The sequence below is a fragment of the Novosphingobium sp. genome (assembly GCF_049240505.1).
Lineage (GTDB): Bacteria > Pseudomonadota > Alphaproteobacteria > Sphingomonadales > Sphingomonadaceae > Novosphingobium.
Genome location: NZ_JBMLSM010000001.1, coordinates 1 through 20,155, shown reverse-complemented (window position 1 = coordinate 20,155; position 20,155 = coordinate 1). Strand labels below are relative to the sequence as shown.

Here is a 20,155-nt window from a genome sequence, read left to right as displayed (position 1 = left end):
GCAAGGTCGGTGTAGAAATAGCGCGTCTGCTTCGCGGCGATAGCAGCCTGCACGCTTCGGCCAATCGCGATGACGTTTCGGATGGCTGCATATGGGGCGCGAATTGCGCGGGACATTTTCCTTGATATGGTATAAACTGAAACCAGTTTTGTGCGAGAGCGTTGCCGTTATGCGCGCTTATGGAGAGAGAGTTTGGCCGACCAGCAAGCATCCACCGACCTGTTCGAGAACCCGCTGGGCCTTGATGGGTTCGAGTTCATAGAGTTTTCCGCGCCCGACGCCGGAACGCTGGAGCCGGTGTTCGAACGCATGGGCTTTACCCGCATTGCCAACCATCGGTCCAAGCAGGTGCAACTCTGGCGGCAGGGCGGGATCAACCTGATCGCCAATTACGAGAAGCGCAGCCCTGCGGCGTGGTTCGCGGCGGAGCATGGCCCTTCGGCCTGCGGCATGGGCTGGCGGGTGCGCAATGCGGCCAAGGCCTATGCCACGGCGCTGGAGCGCGGGGCCGAGCCGGTGGAAGTCCGCACCGGACCGATGGAACTGCGTCTGCCCGCAATCCGGGGAATCGGCGGATCGATCATCTATCTGATCGACCGTTACGAAGGTGCGCCGCAGGGCGATCTTTCCATCTATGACATCGATTTCGAATATCTGCCCGGCGTGAACCGGCATCCGGTGGGGGCGGGTTTCCATACGATCGATCACCTCACGCACAATGTCTATGGCGGGCGCATGGTGCACTGGGCCGCGTTTTATGAGCGCGTGTTCGGATTTCGTGAAATTCGCTATTTCGACATCAAGGGCGAATATACCGGCCTGACGAGCCGGGCGATGACCGCGCCCGATGGCAAGATCCGCATTCCCCTCAACGAGGAAGCAAAGGCCGGCGGTGGTCAGATCGAAGAGTTTCTGCGCGCCTATAACGGCGAGGGTATTCAGCACATCGCCTTTGCCTGTGACGATCTGATCGGCGGGTGGGACAAGCTTAAGACGACAGGCACGCCGTTCATGTCGCCCCCACCAGCGACCTACTACGAGATGCTGGACGAACGCCTTCCGGGGCATGGCGAGCCGGTGGACGAATTGCAGCGGCGCGGCATCCTGCTGGACGGGTCTACTCAGGAAGGCGATCCGCGACTTCTCTTGCAGATCTTTTCCGAAACGCAGATCGGGCCGGTGTTCTTCGAATTCATCCAGCGCAAGAAGGATGAAGGCTTTGGCGAGGGGAACTTCACGGCGCTGTTCCAGTCTATGGAGCGCGACCAGATGCGGCGCGGGGTGCTGCAGGTAAAGGAGACGGCGGAATGATCCCGCAAATCAAGCGCATCCATCACGTTGCCTATCGCTGCCGCGATGCGAAGGAGACAGTGGAATGGTACGAGCGCGTGATGGGAATGCGCTACACCACTGCTTTTGCCGAAGACAAGGTTCCGTCCACCGGTGAGGACGATCCCTATATGCACGTGTTCCTCGACTGTGGTGGCGGAAACGTGCTGGCATTCTTTGAACTGCCGGGACAGCCCGAGATGGGGCGCGATACAAATACGCCCGCGTGGGTGCAGCATCTGGCGTTCGAGGTGGAGGACGAAGCCGCTTTGCTGGCGGCCAAGGCGCATCTGGAGGCTGAGGGTATCGATGTGTTGGGGCCGACCTACCACGGCATTTTCCGCTCAATCTATTTCTTCGACCCCAATGGGCACCGGTTGGAACTGGCGTGCAATATCGGCACGGCGGAGCAGTATGCCGAGCTGGCAGACCTCGCGCCGGTAATGCTGGACGAATGGAGCCGGACCAAGCGTGCGCCCAAGCACGCTGAATGGCTGCACAAGGAGCCTTAAGGCAGCGTCAGGACCACCTTGAGGCCATCCAGGTGCACTTCGGAAAGCGTCACATCACCGCCATAATCGCGGGCAATGGCGCGAGATATGGCGAGGCCTAGGCCTGAGCCGCCGTGGGCGACATCGCTGCTGTGGCCGATCTCGAACACGGCTTCCCGCCGGTCGGGTTCGATACCGGGGCCATCGTCCTGCACTTCGATGCGATGGCCGCCATCGGCCTCGTGCGCTTCGATACGAACATGCGCGCGCGCCCATTTGCCTGCGTTGTCGAGCAGGTTGGACAGGGTTTCGCTGAGATCGTCGGCGTCCATCGGCACGCTGAGGCCGTTGGGGTAATGCGCGGTGAACCGCTTGTCGGGATGACAGCGCCGCATGGCATCGAGCAGCGGGGGCAGCACGTCATCGAGCCGGGCGCGCGGCGGAACTCCTGCCTTTGACCCGCCCGAACGGACGCGCGCGAGGTGGTAGTCGATCTGGCGCTGCATCCGGCCGGACTGGTCAAGGAACACGCGCGCGGCATCGCCCTGCCCTGCTTCCTGCAGGCGCTCAGCTTCATCAGTAACCACGGCGAGCGGTGTGCGCAGCGAGTGGGCCAGCGAACTTGCCTCCACCCGACCTCGCTCGACGATTTCGGCATTGCGATCGACATAGGCGTTGAGATCGGTGACGACGGCCTGAATCTCGTCAGGGTAGCGCCCCGCGATGCGACGCGCTTCGCCTTTTCGCAGGGTGTCGATTGCCGCTGTGAGGCGATTGAAGGGGCGGAAGCCAAGCGTGATGATTGCAAGGCCGCTGGCCAGCAGCGCGAGCGCCAGCAGGGTGAGCCAGACGGTGAGTTCGCGGGTGAAGGCGCTGATGATGCGTTCAAGGTGACGCTCGTCGGTGGCGATCACGAAGTGGACAGGCGCACCGCTGGGGGCTTGGCGAATGAAGCCGTAGACGATGGTCGGGCCAGTCGGACCATCGGCAACACGATGCAGGATTTTCGGCGAACGCGCGATATCGTGATCGAGCGCGCCGCGCGTCATCGATGGCGATTTGAGCGTGCCGAAACCGGGGCGTGTGATCTGCCAGTAGAAGCCGGAAAGCGGCTCGGCATAGCGCGGATCGGAGAGAGGGCGCGTAAGATGCGGGCGGCCTTGCGTGTCGAGCACGGTCAGCCCGCCGAGTTCGCGGACGTGAACCTCCAGTTCTTCGTGATACTGGGATTCGACGTGGCTGGTGAACAGACGCACCGAGGAGTACCAGATCGCGCCGATACCCAGACCGACCCAGAGCAGGATCGACAGAAGAAAGCGGCCACGAAGGGACGTGAGACGCATGGGTCAGACCTCCAGCCTGTAACCAAGGCCGCGCACGGTGCGGATGGCATCGCGGCCGATCTTGCGACGCAGACGGCTGATGTGCGCTTCCACTGCGTTGCGATCCCGCTCCGCCTCAAGCGCATAGAGCTGGTCGAGGATGGCGTCCTGCGGGATGACATGGCCGGGGCGGCGCAGGAAAAGGTGGAGCAGCGCAAATTCCTTGCGGCTGAGATCCAGCGGTTGCCCTGCGCGCGTGGCGGTGCGGGCGACCGGATCAAGCGCAAGATCGCCTGCTGTCACCGCGCTGGCGCTTTGCCCCCTGCCCCGCCGCCACAGAGCATGAAGGCGGGCGAGCAGTTCTTCGAAACGGACCGGCTTTACCAGAAAATCGTCAGCGCCGCTGTTCAGGCCTTCCACCTTGTCGCGCCAGTTGCCGCGCGCGGTGAGGATGAGGATCGGCACGATCTCTCCCGCAGCGCGCCAGTGGCGCAACAGGTCAAGCCCGTCACCATCGGGCAAGCCAAGGTCGAGAATGATCGCTGCCGTTTCGGCCAGATCGGGCCAGTCACGCGCAGCTTCGGCAGTCTGCACCCAATCGACAGCCATACCTGCAGAGCCGAGACGCTCTGACAGGCGTCGGCCCAGTTCGGGATCGTCTTCGACCAGCAGCAGGCGCATCTTGCGGCAATTCTCTTCGTGTTTGCGGCCCATCATTGGCGCACAAAGCTGACGCGACCCTGACAGATTGTCAGGCTTGTGTCAGCTTCGCTTGCGATGTGTCGACCTATGAAACGCAACACGATCATCGGCGGCGCGGCATTTGCGGCGGTTCTTCTCGGCGGGCTTGGCTGGTGGGCCAGCAAGGATGCTCCCGCAAGTGAGGAGGCTGCATCGGAAGCGCCCGGTGGAGAACTCAGCCCCGAACAGATCAAGCGCATGGGCATTACCACCGAAGCCGCAAGCGCAGCGAGTTCCGCCGAACTCGGCACAGTGCCCGGCGTGATCACCCTTCCCCCCGAAGCGCGCGTAGCTGTGACTGCGCCCTTTGGCGGCACGGTGCTGCGGCTGTTCGTGGTGAACGGTCAGGCGGTGACCAAGGGGCAGGCTCTGGCCATCGTGCGCTCGATCGAACCCGTTCAATATGGCGCGTCGCTGGCCAAGGGCGAAGCGCAACTGGCCGTAGCGCGTGCCAATGCCGCGCGGACAGGGCAACTGGCCAAGGAAGGCATTATCGCGGGCGCACGTGCCGATGAGGCGCGCGCAGCGCTGCGCGAGGCCGAAGTTGCCGTCAGCGAGAACCGCCGCATCTTGAGCCAATCCGGCGCGAGCGCAGGTGGCGAAGTGACCCTGCGTGCGCCGATCACCGGCAAACTTTCTGCCGTGGCGGTGCAGACTGGCGGCCCGGTGGATGGCCTGACCGCACCATTCGTGATCGAAAACACCGCCAGTTTCATGATCGACCTGCAAATCCCCGAACGGCTTGCAGGCGAAGTCCGCCCCGGCATGGCCATTGCGCTGGCCGATGGTGGCGATACGTCGATCGAAGGGCAGATCGTATCAGTGGGCGGGTCGATCGATCAGGAAACCCGCGCGCTGGTGGCCAAGGCCCGGATCAACGGATCGCCTGCGCTGGTCAGCGGAAAGGCGGTTTCAGTCCTGCTCAAAGGTGGCCGGGCGGTGGCAGGCGTGGGCGTTCCCGCTGCAGCGATCACGCAGCTCGGTGGCAAGGATATTGTCTTCGTGGCGACGGGCAAGGGATTTACCCGGCGCGAAGTGACCGTGGCCGGGCGCGGTGCCGAACGGGTGACGCTGGCTTCGGGCGTCAAGGTGGGCGAGCGCGTGGCAACCAGCGGCCTTTCCGAACTCAAAGTCCTGCTGGGCGGCGAATAGCATGCTGTCAAAGCTGATCGAAAGGGCGCTGGCCGCCCGCATCGCCGTGCTGGGCCTTGCCCTTGCTCTGGCGGCATGGGGTGGCTGGTCGTTCGTGAACCTGCCCATCGATGCCTTTCCCGACATCAGTTCGACACAGGTCAAGATCATCCTCAAGGCGCCCGGCATGACGCCGGAAGAAGTCGAAAGCCGGGTGATCACGCCGATCGAAATGGAAATGCTGGGCATTCCCGATCAGACCAATCTGCGTTCGGCAGCCAAATACGCGATTGCGGATATCACCATCGACTTCAAGGACGGCACCGACATCTATTGGGCGCGCAGCCAGGTGGCAGAGCGGCTTTCCAACGTTTCGGGCGATCTGCCCGCCACAGTGGATGGCGGCATGGCTCCGATTTCCACGCCGCTTTCCGACATGGTGATGTTCACGCTGGAAGGGCCGCAGAGCCTGCCTGAAAAGCGGCGCGTGCTGGACTGGATCGTGCGGCCTGCGCTGCGCACGGTGCATGGCGTGGCCGATGTGAACGCGCTGGGCGGTTTTGTTGAAACCTTTGAAGTGCGGCCAGACAATGCTGCGCTTGCTGCTGCAGGCCTGACCGTGGAAGACTTGCGCGCTGCTATCGAAAGCAGCAACCGCAACGATGGCGCAGGGCGCCTGAAGCAGGGCGAGGAAGCGCTGATCGTGCGGGCTGTGGGCGCGATCACATCATTGGAAGATCTGTCCTCGGTCGTCGTCCGCACGCAGGAAGGCACTGTGCTGCGCGTAGGCGATGTTGCCACGGTCGGCATGGGCAGCCTGACCCGCTATGGCGCGGTCACCAAGAACGGTCAGGGCGAGGCGGTGCAAGGCCTTGTCATTGCGCTGCGCGGCGCGGATGCTTCGAAGGTCGTTGATGGCGTGAAAGCGCGACTGGAAGAGATCAAGCCGAGCCTGCCCAAGGGCATGAGCGTGGATATGTTCTATGACCGGTCCGATCTGATCGGCAATGCAGTCGGCACCGTGGAAAAGGCGCTGATCGAAGCGACGATCCTTGTGGTTGTGCTGCTGCTGTTGTTCCTGGGCGATGTGCGCGCTTCGGTAATCGTGGCTGTTGCATTGCCGATGGCGGCGCTGCTGACCTTCATCTTCATGCGATCGATCGGGCTGACCGCGAACCTGATGAGCCTTGGCGGACTGGCCATCGCGGTGGGCATTCTGGTGGATGGCGCGGTCGTGGTTGTGGAGAACGTGGTCGAGCGATTGTCCGACCCAACGCACCGTTCGGGCGGGAAACTTCACGCTGTGTTCGTGGCCGCATCGGAAGTGGCAGTTCCTGTTGCGTCAGGCCTGCTGATCATCGCGCTGGTGTTTCTGCCGCTGCTGACGCTTGAAGGGCTTGAGGGCAAGCTGTTCTCTCCGGTGGCGCTGACCATTGTTCTGGCGCTGCTTTCGGCACTGGTGCTTTCGCTGACGTTCGTGCCCGCGCTCGCCTACTTTGTCCTGCGCCAACAGGACGGGCATGGCGAACCGTGGCTGATGCGCAAGATCGCCCCTGCCTATGCCAGAGCACTGGAATGGGCCTTCGGCAACCGCCGCACGGTAAGCTTCATCGCCGGGGGATCGCTGCTGTTGGCGGGGGTGGCCTATACCTTTACCGGCAAGACATTTCTGCCGACGATGGACGAAGGTGCAACGCTGGTCCAGCTTGCCAAGCTGCCGAGCGTCAACATCGATCACAGCGTAGCTGGCGACATGCGCGTGCAGCGGCTGATCATGGAAAAGGTGCCCGAGGTGACCGACGTGATCGCCCGCGTCGGCAGCGACGAACTGGGCCTTGATCCGATGAGCCTTAACGAAACCGACAGCTTCGTGCGCCTGAAGCCACGCAGCGAATGGCGCGTGGCCGACAAGGACTGGCTGGTCGAACAAATCCGAATCGCATTGCAGGACATTCCGGGAATAGAACCAAGCTTTACCCAGCCCATCGAAATGCGCGTTTCCGAAATGCTGACCGGCGCGCGCGGCGATCTGGCGATCAAGCTGTTCGGGCCGGACCTGAAGGAACTTTCGCGGCTGGCCGGGCAAATCCAGAAGCGGCTGGAAAAGATCGACGGCACAAGCGAAGCCATCACCGTGGCCAACGACAGCGTGGATTACCTCCAGCTTGATATCGATCGGGTCGCGGCGGGCCGCGCCGGAATGCCGGTGGACATGCTGCAGGACATGATGCGCGCCAATGTGGAAGGCGTGCGCGCGGGCGTTGTGGCCGATGGCGTGCGCCGCGTGCCGGTGGTGATCCGAGGGAACGGTGGCGAAGGCATGGACCCGCAGGCTTTTGCCGATCAGGTCTATCGCAGCCCGGCAGGCCAACTGGTGCGGGCAAGCGACGTGGCGCAGGTGCGCCGCGTGGAAGGGCCAGTGAAGCTGGAGCATGAGAACGGCTCGCGCTTTGCGCTGGTTCAGGCCTTCGTTTCGGGCCGCGATCTGGTGGGCTATGTCGAAGAGGCCAAGGCCGACATCAACGCCAATGTGCCACTGCCGCAGGGCTACCGCATCGTATGGGGCGGGCAGTTCGAGAACCAGCAACGTGCATCGGCGCGGCTGATGGTGGTGCTGCCGATTGCCGTTTTGCTGATCTTCGTCGTGCTCTATCTGACGCTGCGATCGGTGCGGGCATCGGCGCTGATCCTCGTCAACATTCCCTTCGCTGCGGTGGGCGGCATGGTGGCACTGGCGGTATCGGGGGAATATCTGTCGGTTCCGGCCTCGGTCGGCTTCATCGCACTGCTGGGCATCGCTGTGCTCAACGGACTGGTCATGGTCAGCTACTTCCGGCAGCTTCGACAGAACGGAATGCCCTTGCACGAAGCCGTGCGGGTCGGCGCGGCACGCAGGTTGCGGCCTGTGTTGATGACGGCCAGCATTGCTGCCTTCGGGCTGGTGCCGCTTCTGTTTGCCAGCGGGCCGGGTTCAGAAATCCAGAAGCCGTTGGCCATCGTGGTGATCGGCGGACTGGTAACTGCAACGCTGCTGACACTGATCCTGCTGCCGATCCTTTACGAACGCTTTGGCGAAAGCGCGGGAGAAGGCGCATGATCCGCCGGATATCTTTCGTCGCGCTGCTGATCGGCGTGGCTGCGCCCACCCTTGCCCAGACCGCCCTCGCCCAGACTGCCCACGCCCAGACGGCATTGCCGCCGGAACCTGCGGTGCATGAAGCCATTGCTTCGCATCCTTCGGTGCTGGCCGCCGACGCGCGGGTCGAAGCGGCCAAGGCCGAGGCGCGAGGCCTGCGCGCCGGTCCGCACGAGTTCAACTTTCAGGCCAGCCACATGCGTCGTTCAGTGCAGGGTCTGGGCAATGTGGCGGAATACGACGCCACGTTGACCCATGCGATCCGCCTGCCCGGCAAGGGAAGGCTTGATCGCGAGGCTGGCGACTTTGGTGTGACCGCAGCGCAGAACCGTGCCGAAGATGCGCGGCATCAGGCGGCAACCCTGCTCAACGATCTGTGGTGGGACTGGCTGGGCGCAAGCGCCGAAGCGCGCGTGGACGCTCAGGGCGTGGCGAATTACGAAGCGACGCTGGCTTCGATCAAACGGCGCGTCGAAATGCGCGATATGGCCCCGCTTGAGGCGGACCAGACAGGAGCGGCGCTGGGCGAAGCGCGCACCGCGGCGGCGCAATCGCGGGGTAAAGCCGATCTGGCGCGCGCGCGGCTGATGGCGCGGTTCCCTGGCCTTGCCCTGCCCGACGAATCCCCGGAACCGCCCCAGCCCAAGCTGCCGGTCGAAACATTCGAGACGATGGCTGCGCAAGTGATCGAGCGCAGCCACGAAATCGGCGCAGCCAAGGCAGAAAGCGCGCGCATGACGGCCGTGGCAGACCGCGCCCGCAAGGACCGGATTGCCGACCCCAGCATTGGCGTGCGCCTGTTCAGCGAACAGGGTGGACGCGAACGCGGGGCCGGTCTGGTGGTGTCCATGCCCATTGGCGGTGGCAATCGGCGCGCCGTTGCCGATATGGCGGAGGCTGAGGGGCAGGCAGCGGCGGCAGAACTGGCGGCTGTGCGGCTCGACGTGCAGGAAATGGCATCGCGCGACGTCACGCGGGCGCATTCGGCAATGCAGGCGTGGGAGCGGGCGCGAGAAGCGTTGAACGCGCAGATGGCGGCGCTTTCCAAGACCCGGCGCGGGCACCAGCTCGGCGCAATCGATCTGTCCGATGTGCTGTTGGCAGAACGCCTGACCCATGCCGCGTTTCGCAGCGAAGCCCTTGCGCGGGCCGAGGCGAACCGGGCCATCAACTGCCTGTTGATCGACAGCCACAATCTGTGGATTGCAGACTGATTGTGGCAGACTGATCCATCAAGGTGACATTTGTCATTGCCTGCGCGCTAGCGAGTGCGCAGGCTTCCGGAATGACTGACACCAAGCGTTCGATTCCCCAGTTGCGCAACCTTGTTGGCTGGATGCGCAAGCATCCGCTGCTGGCCGTGACAGGCGCGGTTACGCTGTCCACGCTTGGCGCGGGCACCGCACTGTGGGCTTGCGCAGACAGTTCCTGCGCGCCGGGCTGGCAGCTTGCGGCGGCAGACTATGATTGCGCTGGGCGCGCGATGATCAGTCCCGGCAACGACACCCGGATCAATCTGGTGCTGCTGATGCAAAGCCTGCACCCGATGCCCGATGCACCCGCCAACGGCAAACCCGATCCGTGGGACCGGCAGTTCGGCAAGACATTCATGTCGTGGGGCGGCCTGCGCGAGGCATATTGGCCGCAACCCGAACAGGCGGAACAGGCCAGATACGATGAACAGATATGCGAACCTGCGCTAAACGGCACACCCGCTTTCGTTGCAGCGCTTGGTGCGGAAAGGGGTTTGCCTGCCGCCGAACGATCCGCGCTGGTCGCACTGCGCGCGCAAACAGGGTGCAACGAAGGTAGCTGGAACGAAGCCGCGATCACCAGCACGCCGGGGCGCGAATACCTTGCCTATCTGAAAGCGGCAGATGCGTTTCACAAAAACGAGTGGGCCGGAGCGAGCCAAGGCTTTTCCGCTCTCACCCGCGCCAAATCGCCTTGGGTGGCGGAGACGGCAGGCTATATGCCGATCCGCATCGGACTGCGCATGGCCATTGCCAATGCCGTGGACGAGTGGGGGGATTTTGAAGGCGCAACCAAAGCCGACAAGGCATCGCTGGCAATGGCAAGCGGCGCGATTGACGACTACCTCAAAGCCTATCCGAAAGGACTTTACGCGGCCTCTGCCGAGGGTTTGAAGCGTCGTGTGACTTGGCTGAGCGGCGATATGGCCACGCTGGTGCGCCGCTATGAGACGCTGCTGGCCAACACGCCGGGTTCAAGCGAGGCCGCCGCCGATCTGGCCGAGGAAATCGACAACAAGCTGCTGGAGCGCGAAGATGGCGCTGCCTTGATCGCAGCGCAGAGCAATACACCTCTGTTACTGGCCGTGGCCGATCTCAAACAGATGCGTCCAACTGGTGACGACGCGAACGGCCTTTCCGCCAGCGATCTGGCCGCGCAGAAAGGTGTGTTTGGCCGCCACGCCGAACTCTATGGCCTGCTGGAGGCAAGCCACGCGATCTATGGCGGCGGCGATGCGAAAGCGGTTCTGGCGCTGCTGCCCGATGCGGCGCGCCAGCCTCGATTCACGCCGCTGGCCTTCAGCCGCCAGACACTGCGTGGCATGGCTTTGGGCAAGCTGCACGATCCGAACGAGGCCGGTTTCTGGCGTGAATTGCTGGCGGGTGCAAATCCGCTCTATCAGCGCCCGCTGGCAGAAATGGGCCTTGCCGTTCGTTGGCAGCGCGACCGGCGGATTGACCAGATCTTTGCGCCTACTTCACCCATTGGCGATCCCACGATCCGCGAAGTGCTCTTGCAAACAGTAGCCAGCCCCGCGATCCTGCGCACTTCCGCGGCCAACGCGGCACGCCCTGCGCACGAACGCGATGTTGCGCGCTTTACGCTGCTCTACAAGGAGCTGACGCGCGGCGCCTATGCCGATTTCGCCCGTGACGTGGCTCTGGTTCCCGCCAATGCCAACGTCGATGGCGGCCTATGGGACTTTGCGCGGCAGGAGGCGGTTCCGGCAGGGCTGTTCCACAAAGGCCGCTGGTCCGACGGCTTCCCCTGCCCCGCCATTGCAGAAACGGCAACCACGCTCGCTCGCTCGCCCGACGATTCCCGCGCACGGTTGTGCCTTGGCGATTTCTACCGGCTCAACGGCTTTGACAGCTTTTCGCTGTTCACCCCCGATGACAACGAGATGGCGCTGGGCAATGGACCTGACGGCTTTTCCGGCAAGGCGCTGTCGCGCGGGGCGATCTACGATGCGATTATCGCAAACAAGGCCGCAGCCGCAGAATTGCGCGCCTACGCGCTCTATCGTGCCGTGATGTGCTATGCGCCCTCGGGCTACAACGGGTGTAGTGGCCCGGCGCGCACGATGGAAGAAATCGACGCGGCCCAAGCGCCGCAATCCACGCGCAAGGCTTGGTTTACCGAGCTCAAACAGCGCTATCCTGACAGTCGCTGGGCCAAGAGCCTGCGCTACTACTGGTGAGTTTTCGGGCTGGATTGCTGCTGATCGGTGCCCTGCTGCTCACAGGGTGCAAGGCTGAACCGCAGGCGCAATCGCCACGGGTGAAAGCCGCTGGTTTTGATGCGATCTACGTCTGGCCGGGGGTGCGCCCTGGCCCTGATAGCGTGGCGAAGACGATCTACCTTCTGGACGGCGAAGTTCGGCGCAACGGTCCGGCGCGGCTTGAACGGCTGCGCATGGGTGTGCCGAAATTGCCGGGGCGGTCGGTATGGTTGGTGGTGCGTGCAGAGCGGCTCGATTGGAATGATGCCACATATGCCGCGATCCTTGGCGATATTGAAAAGTGGCAGACTGCTGGCAACGACATTGTCGGGCTTCAGATCGATTTCGATGCGGCCACGCGCGGTATTGAGGGCTATGCGGCGTTCCTCCGCACTGTGCGCGAACGCCTGCCGAAACAGTGGAAGCTTTCGATCACCGGCCTGATGGACTGGAGCGCGCATGGCGATCCGCAGGCTTTGGCCGGACTGGCGCAGACCGTCGATGAGGTGGTAGTGCAGACCTACCAGCATCGCTCCACCATTCCGGGCTACGAACAGTATTTCGCCAGGATGGAGCGCTTTCCCATCCCGTTTCGCGTGGCGTTGGTCGAGGGTGGCGAGTGGACTGCGCCACCCATGCTGGAACGCCAACCGAATTTCCGGGGCTACGTCGTTTTTCTGCTCAACCCGGCAAAGCCGAAACGTTAAAGCGAATTGCCCTGGGCATCGAGCAATTCGATGCGATAGGAGCAACCGTAGAGCGTTTTGCCCGGATGGCTGGTGGCATTGGACACTGATCGCGCAATCACCGTGTGCGTTCCGAAGCCACCGGGCATTTCCGCTGGTTCGACAACATCGACCAGCACACGCTGGCCAAGGAACTTGCGGAAAGTGATCTCGGACTCAACTTCTGCCCGGGTTGCTGCGCCCGATGCCACGATTTCAGCGATAAGGGGTTCGGCGTCCATCTCGTTGGCAATACCTTCCACATCGGCGATGACGGCGGGATCGGGTTCATCCAGCACGGCAAGGATACCGCTGGACGAAAAGGCAATGTGATCTGTCTGCCATGTGCCGGTGACTTCGATCGGTTCAGGTAAGCGGTATTCCAGCAGGAACCGATTGTCGGTTTCGATCTTTACCCAGCCCAGTTGCGCCGCAACGCCGTCTTCGCCCGAAATGCTGATGGCAAAGCCGTTATAGGTGGGTGCATCCAGATGGCAGTTGATCGCATCTGTGACGCTGACCGACGCAGGATCGAAGCTCTCGTCCTCGTCTTGCGCCAGCACTGGAGAAGCGATTGCCAATGTCAGAAAGGCAAAGCGTTTCAGCACGATAACTCCCTTCAATTACGCGAATAGCGCCCGCGCGGCATATCTTCGGGCAGCAAATCGCCATCACGAACATCAAGGCGCATTTGCGCAAATGGCGGCTCTTCAATCTGCCGGGTGTCGGCAATGATCGTCTGGATACCGTGGACCATCGGCGCAATGGAAAGCGTTTGCGAACGATCGACCGGCTTGGGGAATGACAAGACAAGCGTGTTCACTGCCGCCCCTTTTCGCGCGGGTGCAAAGGCCCATCCGCCCCGGCTTGTATGCCCAGTTTCACGATGGCCATCGTCATAGATAAAAACCACACCCACCCGCGAAAGCCGCAATTCCCTTGCAGGGTCACCCACGATTACAGCTACGGATTTCTGCCATTCGCTTTCAGGGATCGATGCGCGATAATCCGCACGTTGCGGCGTGCAAGCAGGCGGCATGGCCGGAGTGCCAATATCCGGCACGGCCATATCGGCCGCACGATATGCATCTTCCATCGCCTGACGCGCATTGTGCCAGATGTCCATCGCCGCGGTAGCGCGTTCGCTGGCCGATGCTTCGATGGGACCAGCGCCCAGTGCAGCAGCCACCGCGCTGCTTGCCGCATCACGCGCCAACTCAGCTGCCGCCAATGCCTTTTGCGCGGCCGCGACATCTGCCTTGGTTGCGGGTGGGCGATCTTCCGGCAAAAGCATTGGAGCCGACATGGCAGCGGCGACATTCCAAGGGCAAAGCGCTGAAGCAGCTTCTGCAGCCTTGTCCTCTGCCAGTTCGCGCATTCGCCGTTCGGCGTCTTCGTTCCATGCGAAGCGTTGGTCTGCCCGGAATAGCGGCGCGTCAGCAGCAGGCTCATCGGGCACAAGCGTCACCTTGTTGCCGCTTCGGCCCCACCGACCTGCCGCCATTTGATCTACCGCGCCATAGCTGATGTACCAATCGAACCGCCCATCCGCCTTCAACCGCAGTTCGGACCCGGTTTCCATTACGCCAGACAGGTAATAGTGGCCAACCAAGGCAGCATCCGGCATTCCGGGATCAACGGGTAACGCGATGCTTTTGCACCGCTGCCGCTTTTGTTCGCGCGCGATCTGGTCGGCACCAAACGCCATTCCTTCAGCAAGCTGCGCATCCTGGGCTGGGCCAGTCAGATCGTGCGCTTGTTCGAGCAACCTTTCGCCTTGCGCCAAGGCTGCACAAGGATCTCCGCTCTGTGCATCTGCCATTGCACGGGCCAGATCGCGCTGAAGATCGGCCCGGATCATCAGGGCAAGCGGCTCGTCCCGCTCTTTTCCCTGGGCAAGCAATTCAGCCGCCTGCTGATAGATGGAAACGACCTTTGCCAGATCGCCGCCTTCGCGTGCTGCGGTGACCTGGCTGAGCAGGAGTCCGGCTTCGTCCCAAGGGTCGGCGAATGCCGGTGCTGCAGGCGCAAGGGCCGTCAGCATGATCGCCACAATTTCAAGACAAAGTGACATCCCGCCATTGCGGTGTATCGAGTGGTTGCGTGCCCTCATGACCGGCGGGTAGACGTTGGGCAAAACGGCGGCAATCCGCCGCCTCCATAACGGTTCGGAATGGCAAGGTTCATGCGCAAGATCGCGATGATTTTCCTGTTTTCGTTCGGCCTTTCAGCCATCCTGTCTCCTGCCATTGCGCGTGCAGAAGCCGCGCCGCAGAAAGTCAGGACACCGGCACCCGGCACCCCCGAACGCAAACGGATACTCGATGCCATTCGCCCTGCGGCGGCTTCGCAAATCCGCTTCATCGTCCACGATCTGCGCGTGATGAAAGGAAAGACCGCCGATTTCGCCTATGCCTCCGTTGAACCCGCGCGGCAGGAATACGATGGCGGAGAATACATTCTGAAAAACGACGGCGGTTGGCGTGTGATCTGGGCGGTGACCGGCGGCGGATCGAACACATGCGCCGACATCGCAGAATACTACCGCGCGATGACCCAATTGCTTGGAAGAGAAGGCATTGCGGCTGACCGGCTCAATCCCGGCCATAGCGAAGAACAAAGGAACCTTTCTGCAGCGGCAAGAGACGATGCCGACTGCAACACCGTGGGCGATCTCGGCCCAGCGCTGGATTGAATAGATATCAAGTAAGCGCGGCGTTCTTGCGGAGTTCGGCAAGGACTACACGAAATGCGGGCGATGGGTTTCGCCGGTCGGGATAATAGAGGTGATGCCCGGCAAAGGGCGGGCACCAATCCGCCAGCACCCGGACCAGACTGCCCGAAGCGATGTGATCCAGCAGCGCCTGATCTTCGACCGTGCAGCCAAGCCCGTGTCCTGCGAGCGCGGCGCGAAGTGCGATCGCGGAATCGTTGACGACGAGACTGCCTTCAACACGCACGTTGAGAGTCTGATCGCCCTTCTCGAACTCCCACGCATAAAGGTTGCCACGCGTGGCCATGCGCAAGTTGATGCAGCGGTGCGCGATCAGATCACGCGGTGTTTTCGGCACGGGATGCCGGGCGAAATATCCGGGTGAACCAACCACCGCCATGCGCAAATCAGGGCCGATGCGCACAGCTATCATATCTTTTTCCAGACTTTCGCCCAACCGCACACCAGCATCGAAACGATCCTCGACAATGTTGGTCAGCGCACCATCTATGGAAAGCTCGATCTCGATATCCGGGTAGTCGGCCAGCACCCGGTCGACCGCAGGCCACAGCAGGGTATCGGCTGCGTGCCTGCTGGTGGTAATGCGAACAAGCCCGGCGGGCCGCTCGCGCATGTTCGAAAGCTGGGTCAGCCTTTCACGTATATCACCCAAGGCAGGCCGCAAGGTCGCCAATAGCAGTTCGCCCGCCTCGGTCGGACTGACGCTTCGCGTGGTGCGGGCCAGCAAGGCAACGCCAAGGTGCGCTTCAAGCCTCCGCACTGCCTGGCTAACCGCCGATTGCGATGTGCCAAGCCGCACCGCAGCGCGCGTGAAGCTGCGCTCCTCTGCCACCGCCAGCAGAATAGCGAGGTCACCGAGTTCGTCGCGCATGATTTATCAGTTCCCGGTATAAGTTCATGCAGAACTGCCTGGCTTATCGAAGCAATGCAAGCAGCGTATCTATAATGCGTGGCTGCAAGATGCGGCATGATGACAGGACAAGACGCATGGAAAAACGCACACTCGGCACGTCGCTTGAGGTTTCCGCGATAGGCTTCGGCTGCATGGGATTGAGCTTCGGCTACAACCGCACCAGCCCGATCGAGCGTGCCGATGCAATCGTGCTGCTGCGCCAGACGGCAGAAGCGGGCGTGACATTCTTCGACACTGCCGAAGTCTATGGCCCGTGGACCAACGAAGAACTGCTGGGCGAAGCACTGGCGCCGTTTCGCGGAAAAGTGGTCATCGCCACAAAGTTCGGCTTCGATATCGATCCGGGCGCAACCCCGCCGATGAAGGGGCTGGACAGCAGGCCGGAAACGATCCGCAAGGTTGCCGAAGCTTCGTGCAAGCGGCTCGGCGTCGATTGCCTTGACCTGTTCTACCAGCACCGTGTCGATCCTGCCGTGCCGATCGAAGATGTGGCCGGAACGGTTGGCGATCTTGTCCGTGAAGGCAAAGTCCGGCACTTCGGCCTTTCGGAAGCCGGTGTCGATACGATCCGCCGCGCCCATGCGGTGCATCCTGTCGCCGCGCTGCAGAGCGAATATTCGCTATGGACGCGCGATGTCGAGAAAGAGGTACTGCCCACCTGTAAGGAACTCGGCATCGGGTTCGTGCCGTTCAGCCCACTGGGCAAGGGTTTTCTGACCGGCACCATCGAAGCGGGCAAGCAGTTCGGCGAAGGCGACATCCGCACCGCGATCCCGCGTTTTCAGGGTGACGCTTACGATCACAATCTGGCGCTGGTGCGCTTGCTGCAGGACGTGGCAGCTGAAAAGCAGGCAACGCCCGGCCAGATCGCCCTGGCGTGGGTCATGGCGCAAGGCCCGTCCATCGTGCCGATCCCCGGCACCACCAAAGCCCACCGGATGCGCGAAAACACTGCTGCGGCAGCGATCACCCTTTCGGCAGATGATCTGAAGCGCATTGCGCAAGCGGTCGATAACATCGGCGTGATGGGTGAACGCTATCCCGCCGCAGCATTGCAGATGGTGCAGAAGTAACTGGAGGATCACATCATGGCCCGGCTGAAAGTCAATGGTGTCGAACGCGCGGTGAAAGCCTCGGACGATACGCCGCTGCTCTATGTGCTGCGCGGTGAACTTGATGTGATGACGCCCAAGTTCGGCTGCGGGCTGGCCCAGTGCGGGGCCTGCTCGGTGCTGGTTGATGGAGAGGAAGTGCGCGCCTGCGTGACGCCGGTGGGTTCGCTCGAAGGCAAGGAGGTGACCACGGCAGACGGGCTTCCCGCGCGCTGGGCAAAACAGCGAGGCATGTCGGAAACAACCGGCCTGCATCCCGTGCAACAAGCCTGGGTTGACGAACAGGTGCCACAGTGCGGCATCTGCCAGTTCGGCATGATGATCAAGGTCACCGAACTGCTCGAAGCCAATGCCAGCCCCAGCGACGACGATATAAAGCAGGCGCTGACCACTTCGGGGCCTTCGCCGCACTTGTGTCGCTGTGGCAGTTACACCGCGATCCTCGAAGGCGCGCATCGTGCCGCCCGCCTCATGGCACAGGGAGCCGCGAAATGACCGCCCCCCACACCACCGTCTATGACATGTCCATCCACGGCGCGAAGCTCACCGGCGTCAGCCGTCGCGGTTTTCTGGGTGCCAGTGGTGCGCTGGTTGCGGCGCTGGCACTGCCGATGGGATACGCGCAGGCTGCAAACAGCGCCGCAACGGTGAATGGCTGGATCGAGATTCGCGCCGACAACACCGTGCTGCTGCGCACCGGCAAATGCGATTTCGGGCAGAGCACGATCTACACAGCCTATCGCCAGATCGTGGCCGAAGAACTCTGCGTGCCGATCGCCGCGATGACCGATGTGATCTCGGGCGATACCGACCGCACCCCCGATGGCGGCGGCACATTCGGCCTGCTGCGCTATGGCCAAAACCTGCGCAAAGTCGCCGCGCTGATGCGCGAGGCTGCGCTTGAACTCGGCGCGCGGCGGCTTGGCGTGAACCGCGCCGCGCTTGGCGTGGCCGATGGCGTGATCTCCGGCGCGGGCAAATCGATCACCTATGGTGAACTGGTGCGGGGCGAAGCCCTGCAACTCGTCATCCCCCTCTCAGGCGATCTCACGATGCCGATGGGGCTGCGCGTGGATGCCGAACCGCCATTCAAGCCGGTCAAGGATTATACGATCATTGGCAAGCCGATCACCAATCCGTCGATCGAACCGAAGATGACCGGCAAGACAGTGTGGGTCGGCGATGTGAAGCTGCCGGGCATGTTGCACGCCCGTGTCATCCATCCCGAAACGCTCGGCTCCACGCTGGTCACGCCGGGCAAGCTGGATGCGGCGCAATTCCCCGCCGCGCGCGTGGTGCGGCTGGGCAATCTGCTGGCTGTTGTTTCAGCCGATGAATGGGAAGCCGTGCAGGCAGCGCAAGCGGTGGCAGGCGACACCAAATGGTCCGCGTGGAAAGGTCTTCCGGGGCATGAAGCGCTGGCAGACCATATCCGCGCTTCGGCCAAGGATGATGCCTTTCCACTGCGCGATGGCCGCGCGAACAAGGGGGATCCGACAGCAGCAAAGGCCGCAAGCGAACACAGCGCCAGCTATGCAATGCCGTTCCAGAAACACGCGCCGATCAGCCCGATGGTCAGCCTTGCCGATTATCGCCCCGATGGCTCGGTCACGCTGCACACGCACAGCCAGAACGCGCAGCATTTGCGCCGCATGATCGCACTGATGATCGGCGCGGGCGAAGACAAGGTTGTGGTGCGGACTTATCCCGGTTCAGGCCACTATGGTCGGTCGAACGGTGGCAGCGCCGGGAGCGAGGACGAAGCGGTCCTGCTGTCGCGCGAACTGGGCCGTCCGGTGCGGGTGCAATGGATGCGCGCTGATGACATGCAATGGTCAGCGCAATCCTCGCCAATGGCGGCCGATATCCGCATCGCGCTTGACGACAAGGGCAAGATCGCTGCCTATGAGGCCACGCATCGCGGGCCCGGAATGCAGGATGATCGCCTGATTGGTGCACTGCTCGCCGGAAAGCCGGTGATCGAAGCGCCATCGGCCACCAGCACATATGCCTTCCAGAACAGTCTTCTGAATATGGCTGACGCATGGGTTTACGGCACGGTTCCTGCGGTGCGCGAAGCCAGTCAGGGATGCCTGCACATCGGGCAGAAGCAATCGCCCCACGCCGCCGGTCTGCGCAGCCATTCGATGCGCACGCCGATCCAGTTCCAGCAGAATTGCCCGCGCGAAATCGCGATCAGCGAAGCGGCGATGCTGGCGGGCAAGGATGCGCTGCAATTCCGGCTCGATCATGTCGACGACCCGCGCTTCAAGGCGATCCTGGAAAGGCTGCGCAGTGAATCCGGCTGGGAAACCCGCCCCTCCCCTTCACCCAAGGCCCGCAGTAGCGGCAGCGATGCGGTAAAAGGACAGGGCGTTTCGATCATGCTGCGCGATAACGGCTATTGGGCCTGTGCGGCGCACGTTTCGGTCATTCCCGAAAGCGGTGAAGTGAAGGTAGAGCGCATGACGATGGTGGCCGATGTCGGCATCGTCATCAACCCGCTGCAACTGCGTCGGCAGATTCAGGCCGGGTGCCTGATGGGCGTAAGCCAGGCGCTGCACGAGGAATTGCCCTTCGACAAGGGTGCCATCACCGCAACCGACTGGACCGGCTATCCGATCCTGACGATGGCCGAGATGCCCGACCTCAAGGTGGTGATCACCGACAATCCGGGCGTCGGCAACTATGGTCAGGGTTCGGAAAGCGCCAACGCGCTCGCCTCACCGGCGATTGCCGCCGCCGTGATCGACGCAACCGGCAGACCGGTCCGCCGTTTGCCGCTGCGCCCGGAATATGTCCGTCAGGCGCTGATCTAGAATTTTCGTCAATCAACCGTTCGGCGTCCAAATTCCGCCCAGCGGGCCGTCGCTACCGAAGATGGCAACGATAGCCTGTGCCGGTTCGGGATTTTGTTTGACGATATCGGCGAGTTTATGGGCCAGGAGATCATCGACGGGCCCGTTGTGGCCGTTGAGGTGGTGTATCCATGCGGTGATGGCGGTGAGGATGGCGGGGCAGGTTTGGCCTTGTTGTGCGTTGTGGG

At 62.6% G+C, this 20,155-nt stretch carries 16 protein-coding genes and 1 pseudogene; 11 read left to right on the top strand and 6 right to left on the bottom strand.

The genetic code is table 11. The features are described 5' to 3' along the window. Positions 1 to 192: 192 nt before the first annotated feature. Positions 193 to 1,311: a 4-hydroxyphenylpyruvate dioxygenase gene (gene hppD, locus ACOVQ0_RS00085; RefSeq protein ID WP_421878414.1), complete on the top strand. Its 1,119-nt coding sequence runs from the start codon at positions 193 to 195 to the stop codon at positions 1,309 to 1,311. After that, complete coding sequence (locus ACOVQ0_RS00080) at positions 1,308 to 1,841, top strand: VOC family protein (RefSeq protein ID WP_421878411.1); 534 nt, start codon at positions 1,308 to 1,310, stop codon at positions 1,839 to 1,841. The genes hppD and ACOVQ0_RS00080 overlap by 4 nt, the downstream gene beginning before the upstream one ends. Here ACOVQ0_RS00080 and ACOVQ0_RS00075 read toward each other — a convergent pair. Further along, positions 1,838 to 3,163, bottom strand: coding sequence for a sensor histidine kinase (locus ACOVQ0_RS00075; protein ID WP_421878408.1), 1,326 nt, complete (start codon positions 3,161 to 3,163; stop codon positions 1,838 to 1,840). The two genes, ACOVQ0_RS00080 and ACOVQ0_RS00075, sit on opposite strands and share 4 nt — an antisense overlap. Positions 3,164 to 3,166: 3 nt before the next feature. Then, entirely contained in the window at positions 3,167 to 3,859 is a 693-nt protein-coding gene (locus ACOVQ0_RS00070; RefSeq protein WP_421878406.1) for a winged helix-turn-helix domain-containing protein, read from the bottom strand. A gap of 72 nt (positions 3,860 to 3,931) precedes the next feature. Here ACOVQ0_RS00070 and ACOVQ0_RS00065 point away from each other — a divergent pair, with 72 nt between their 5' ends. The 5 genes from ACOVQ0_RS00065 to ACOVQ0_RS00045 all read left to right on the top strand — a co-directional run bounded on the left by ACOVQ0_RS00065 (position 3,932) and on the right by ACOVQ0_RS00045 (position 12,332). Further along, complete coding sequence (locus tag ACOVQ0_RS00065) at positions 3,932 to 5,035, top strand: efflux RND transporter periplasmic adaptor subunit (RefSeq protein ID WP_421878403.1); 1,104 nt, start codon at positions 3,932 to 3,934, stop codon at positions 5,033 to 5,035. A gap of 1 nt (position 5,036) precedes the next feature. Continuing rightward, positions 5,037 to 8,111 (top strand): efflux RND transporter permease subunit, encoded by a 3,075-nt coding sequence (locus ACOVQ0_RS00060; protein ID WP_421878400.1) that lies wholly within the window; start codon positions 5,037 to 5,039, stop codon positions 8,109 to 8,111. Then, positions 8,108 to 9,364, top strand: coding sequence for a TolC family protein (locus tag ACOVQ0_RS00055; protein ID WP_421878398.1), 1,257 nt, complete (start codon positions 8,108 to 8,110; stop codon positions 9,362 to 9,364). The genes ACOVQ0_RS00060 and ACOVQ0_RS00055 overlap by 4 nt, the downstream gene beginning before the upstream one ends. 71 nt (positions 9,365 to 9,435) lie before the next feature. After that, the gene (locus ACOVQ0_RS00050; protein WP_421878395.1) at positions 9,436 to 11,604 is read left to right on the top strand and encodes a hypothetical protein; all 2,169 of its coding nucleotides are present in this window, start codon (positions 9,436 to 9,438) and stop codon (positions 11,602 to 11,604) included. Further along, positions 11,601 to 12,332: a DUF3142 domain-containing protein gene (locus ACOVQ0_RS00045; RefSeq protein ID WP_421878392.1), complete on the top strand. Its 732-nt coding sequence runs from the start codon at positions 11,601 to 11,603 to the stop codon at positions 12,330 to 12,332. The genes ACOVQ0_RS00050 and ACOVQ0_RS00045 overlap by 4 nt, the downstream gene beginning before the upstream one ends. Here the strand turns inward: ACOVQ0_RS00045 and ACOVQ0_RS00040 are convergent. Both ACOVQ0_RS00040 and ACOVQ0_RS00035 read right to left on the bottom strand, forming a co-directional pair. Then, positions 12,329 to 12,973 carry a hypothetical protein gene (locus tag ACOVQ0_RS00040; protein WP_421878389.1) on the bottom strand — a complete coding sequence of 215 codons (645 nt, stop codon included), beginning with the start codon at positions 12,971 to 12,973 and terminating at the stop codon, positions 12,329 to 12,331. The two genes, ACOVQ0_RS00045 and ACOVQ0_RS00040, sit on opposite strands and share 4 nt — an antisense overlap. Beyond that, positions 12,970 to 14,394 carry a hypothetical protein gene (locus ACOVQ0_RS00035; RefSeq protein WP_421878385.1) on the bottom strand — a complete coding sequence of 475 codons (1,425 nt, stop codon included), beginning with the start codon at positions 14,392 to 14,394 and terminating at the stop codon, positions 12,970 to 12,972. The genes ACOVQ0_RS00040 and ACOVQ0_RS00035 overlap by 4 nt, the downstream gene beginning before the upstream one ends. Before the next feature lie 141 nt (positions 14,395 to 14,535). Between ACOVQ0_RS00035 and ACOVQ0_RS00030 the strand changes: the two genes are divergently transcribed. Then, entirely contained in the window at positions 14,536 to 15,045 is a 510-nt protein-coding gene (locus ACOVQ0_RS00030) for a hypothetical protein (protein WP_421878382.1), read from the top strand. A 7-nt stretch (positions 15,046 to 15,052) separates the two neighbouring features. On the opposite strand, the gene ACOVQ0_RS00025 is transcribed toward ACOVQ0_RS00030, so the two are convergent. Continuing rightward, on the bottom strand, positions 15,053 to 15,958 hold the full coding sequence (locus tag ACOVQ0_RS00025) for a LysR family transcriptional regulator (RefSeq protein ID WP_421878459.1): 906 nt from the start codon (positions 15,956 to 15,958) through the stop codon (positions 15,053 to 15,055). Between the two features lie 113 nt (positions 15,959 to 16,071). Between ACOVQ0_RS00025 and ACOVQ0_RS00020 the strand changes: the two genes are divergently transcribed. The 3 genes from ACOVQ0_RS00020 to ACOVQ0_RS00010 are packed head-to-tail and all read left to right on the top strand — an operon-like array spanning position 16,072 to position 19,928. Beyond that, positions 16,072 to 17,070, top strand: coding sequence for an aldo/keto reductase (locus tag ACOVQ0_RS00020; protein WP_421878378.1), 999 nt, complete (start codon positions 16,072 to 16,074; stop codon positions 17,068 to 17,070). 15 nt (positions 17,071 to 17,085) lie between these two features. Continuing rightward, the gene (locus ACOVQ0_RS00015; protein WP_421878375.1) at positions 17,086 to 17,604 is read left to right on the top strand and encodes a (2Fe-2S)-binding protein; all 519 of its coding nucleotides are present in this window, start codon (positions 17,086 to 17,088) and stop codon (positions 17,602 to 17,604) included. After that, on the top strand, positions 17,601 to 19,928 hold the full coding sequence (locus tag ACOVQ0_RS00010) for a molybdopterin cofactor-binding domain-containing protein (protein WP_421878372.1): 2,328 nt from the start codon (positions 17,601 to 17,603) through the stop codon (positions 19,926 to 19,928). The genes ACOVQ0_RS00015 and ACOVQ0_RS00010 overlap by 4 nt, the downstream gene beginning before the upstream one ends. Positions 19,929 to 19,940: 12 nt before the next feature. Here the strand turns inward: ACOVQ0_RS00010 and ACOVQ0_RS00005 are convergent. Beyond that, positions 19,941 to 20,155: pseudogene (locus ACOVQ0_RS00005) on the bottom strand (mannitol dehydrogenase family protein); the annotation flags it as partial.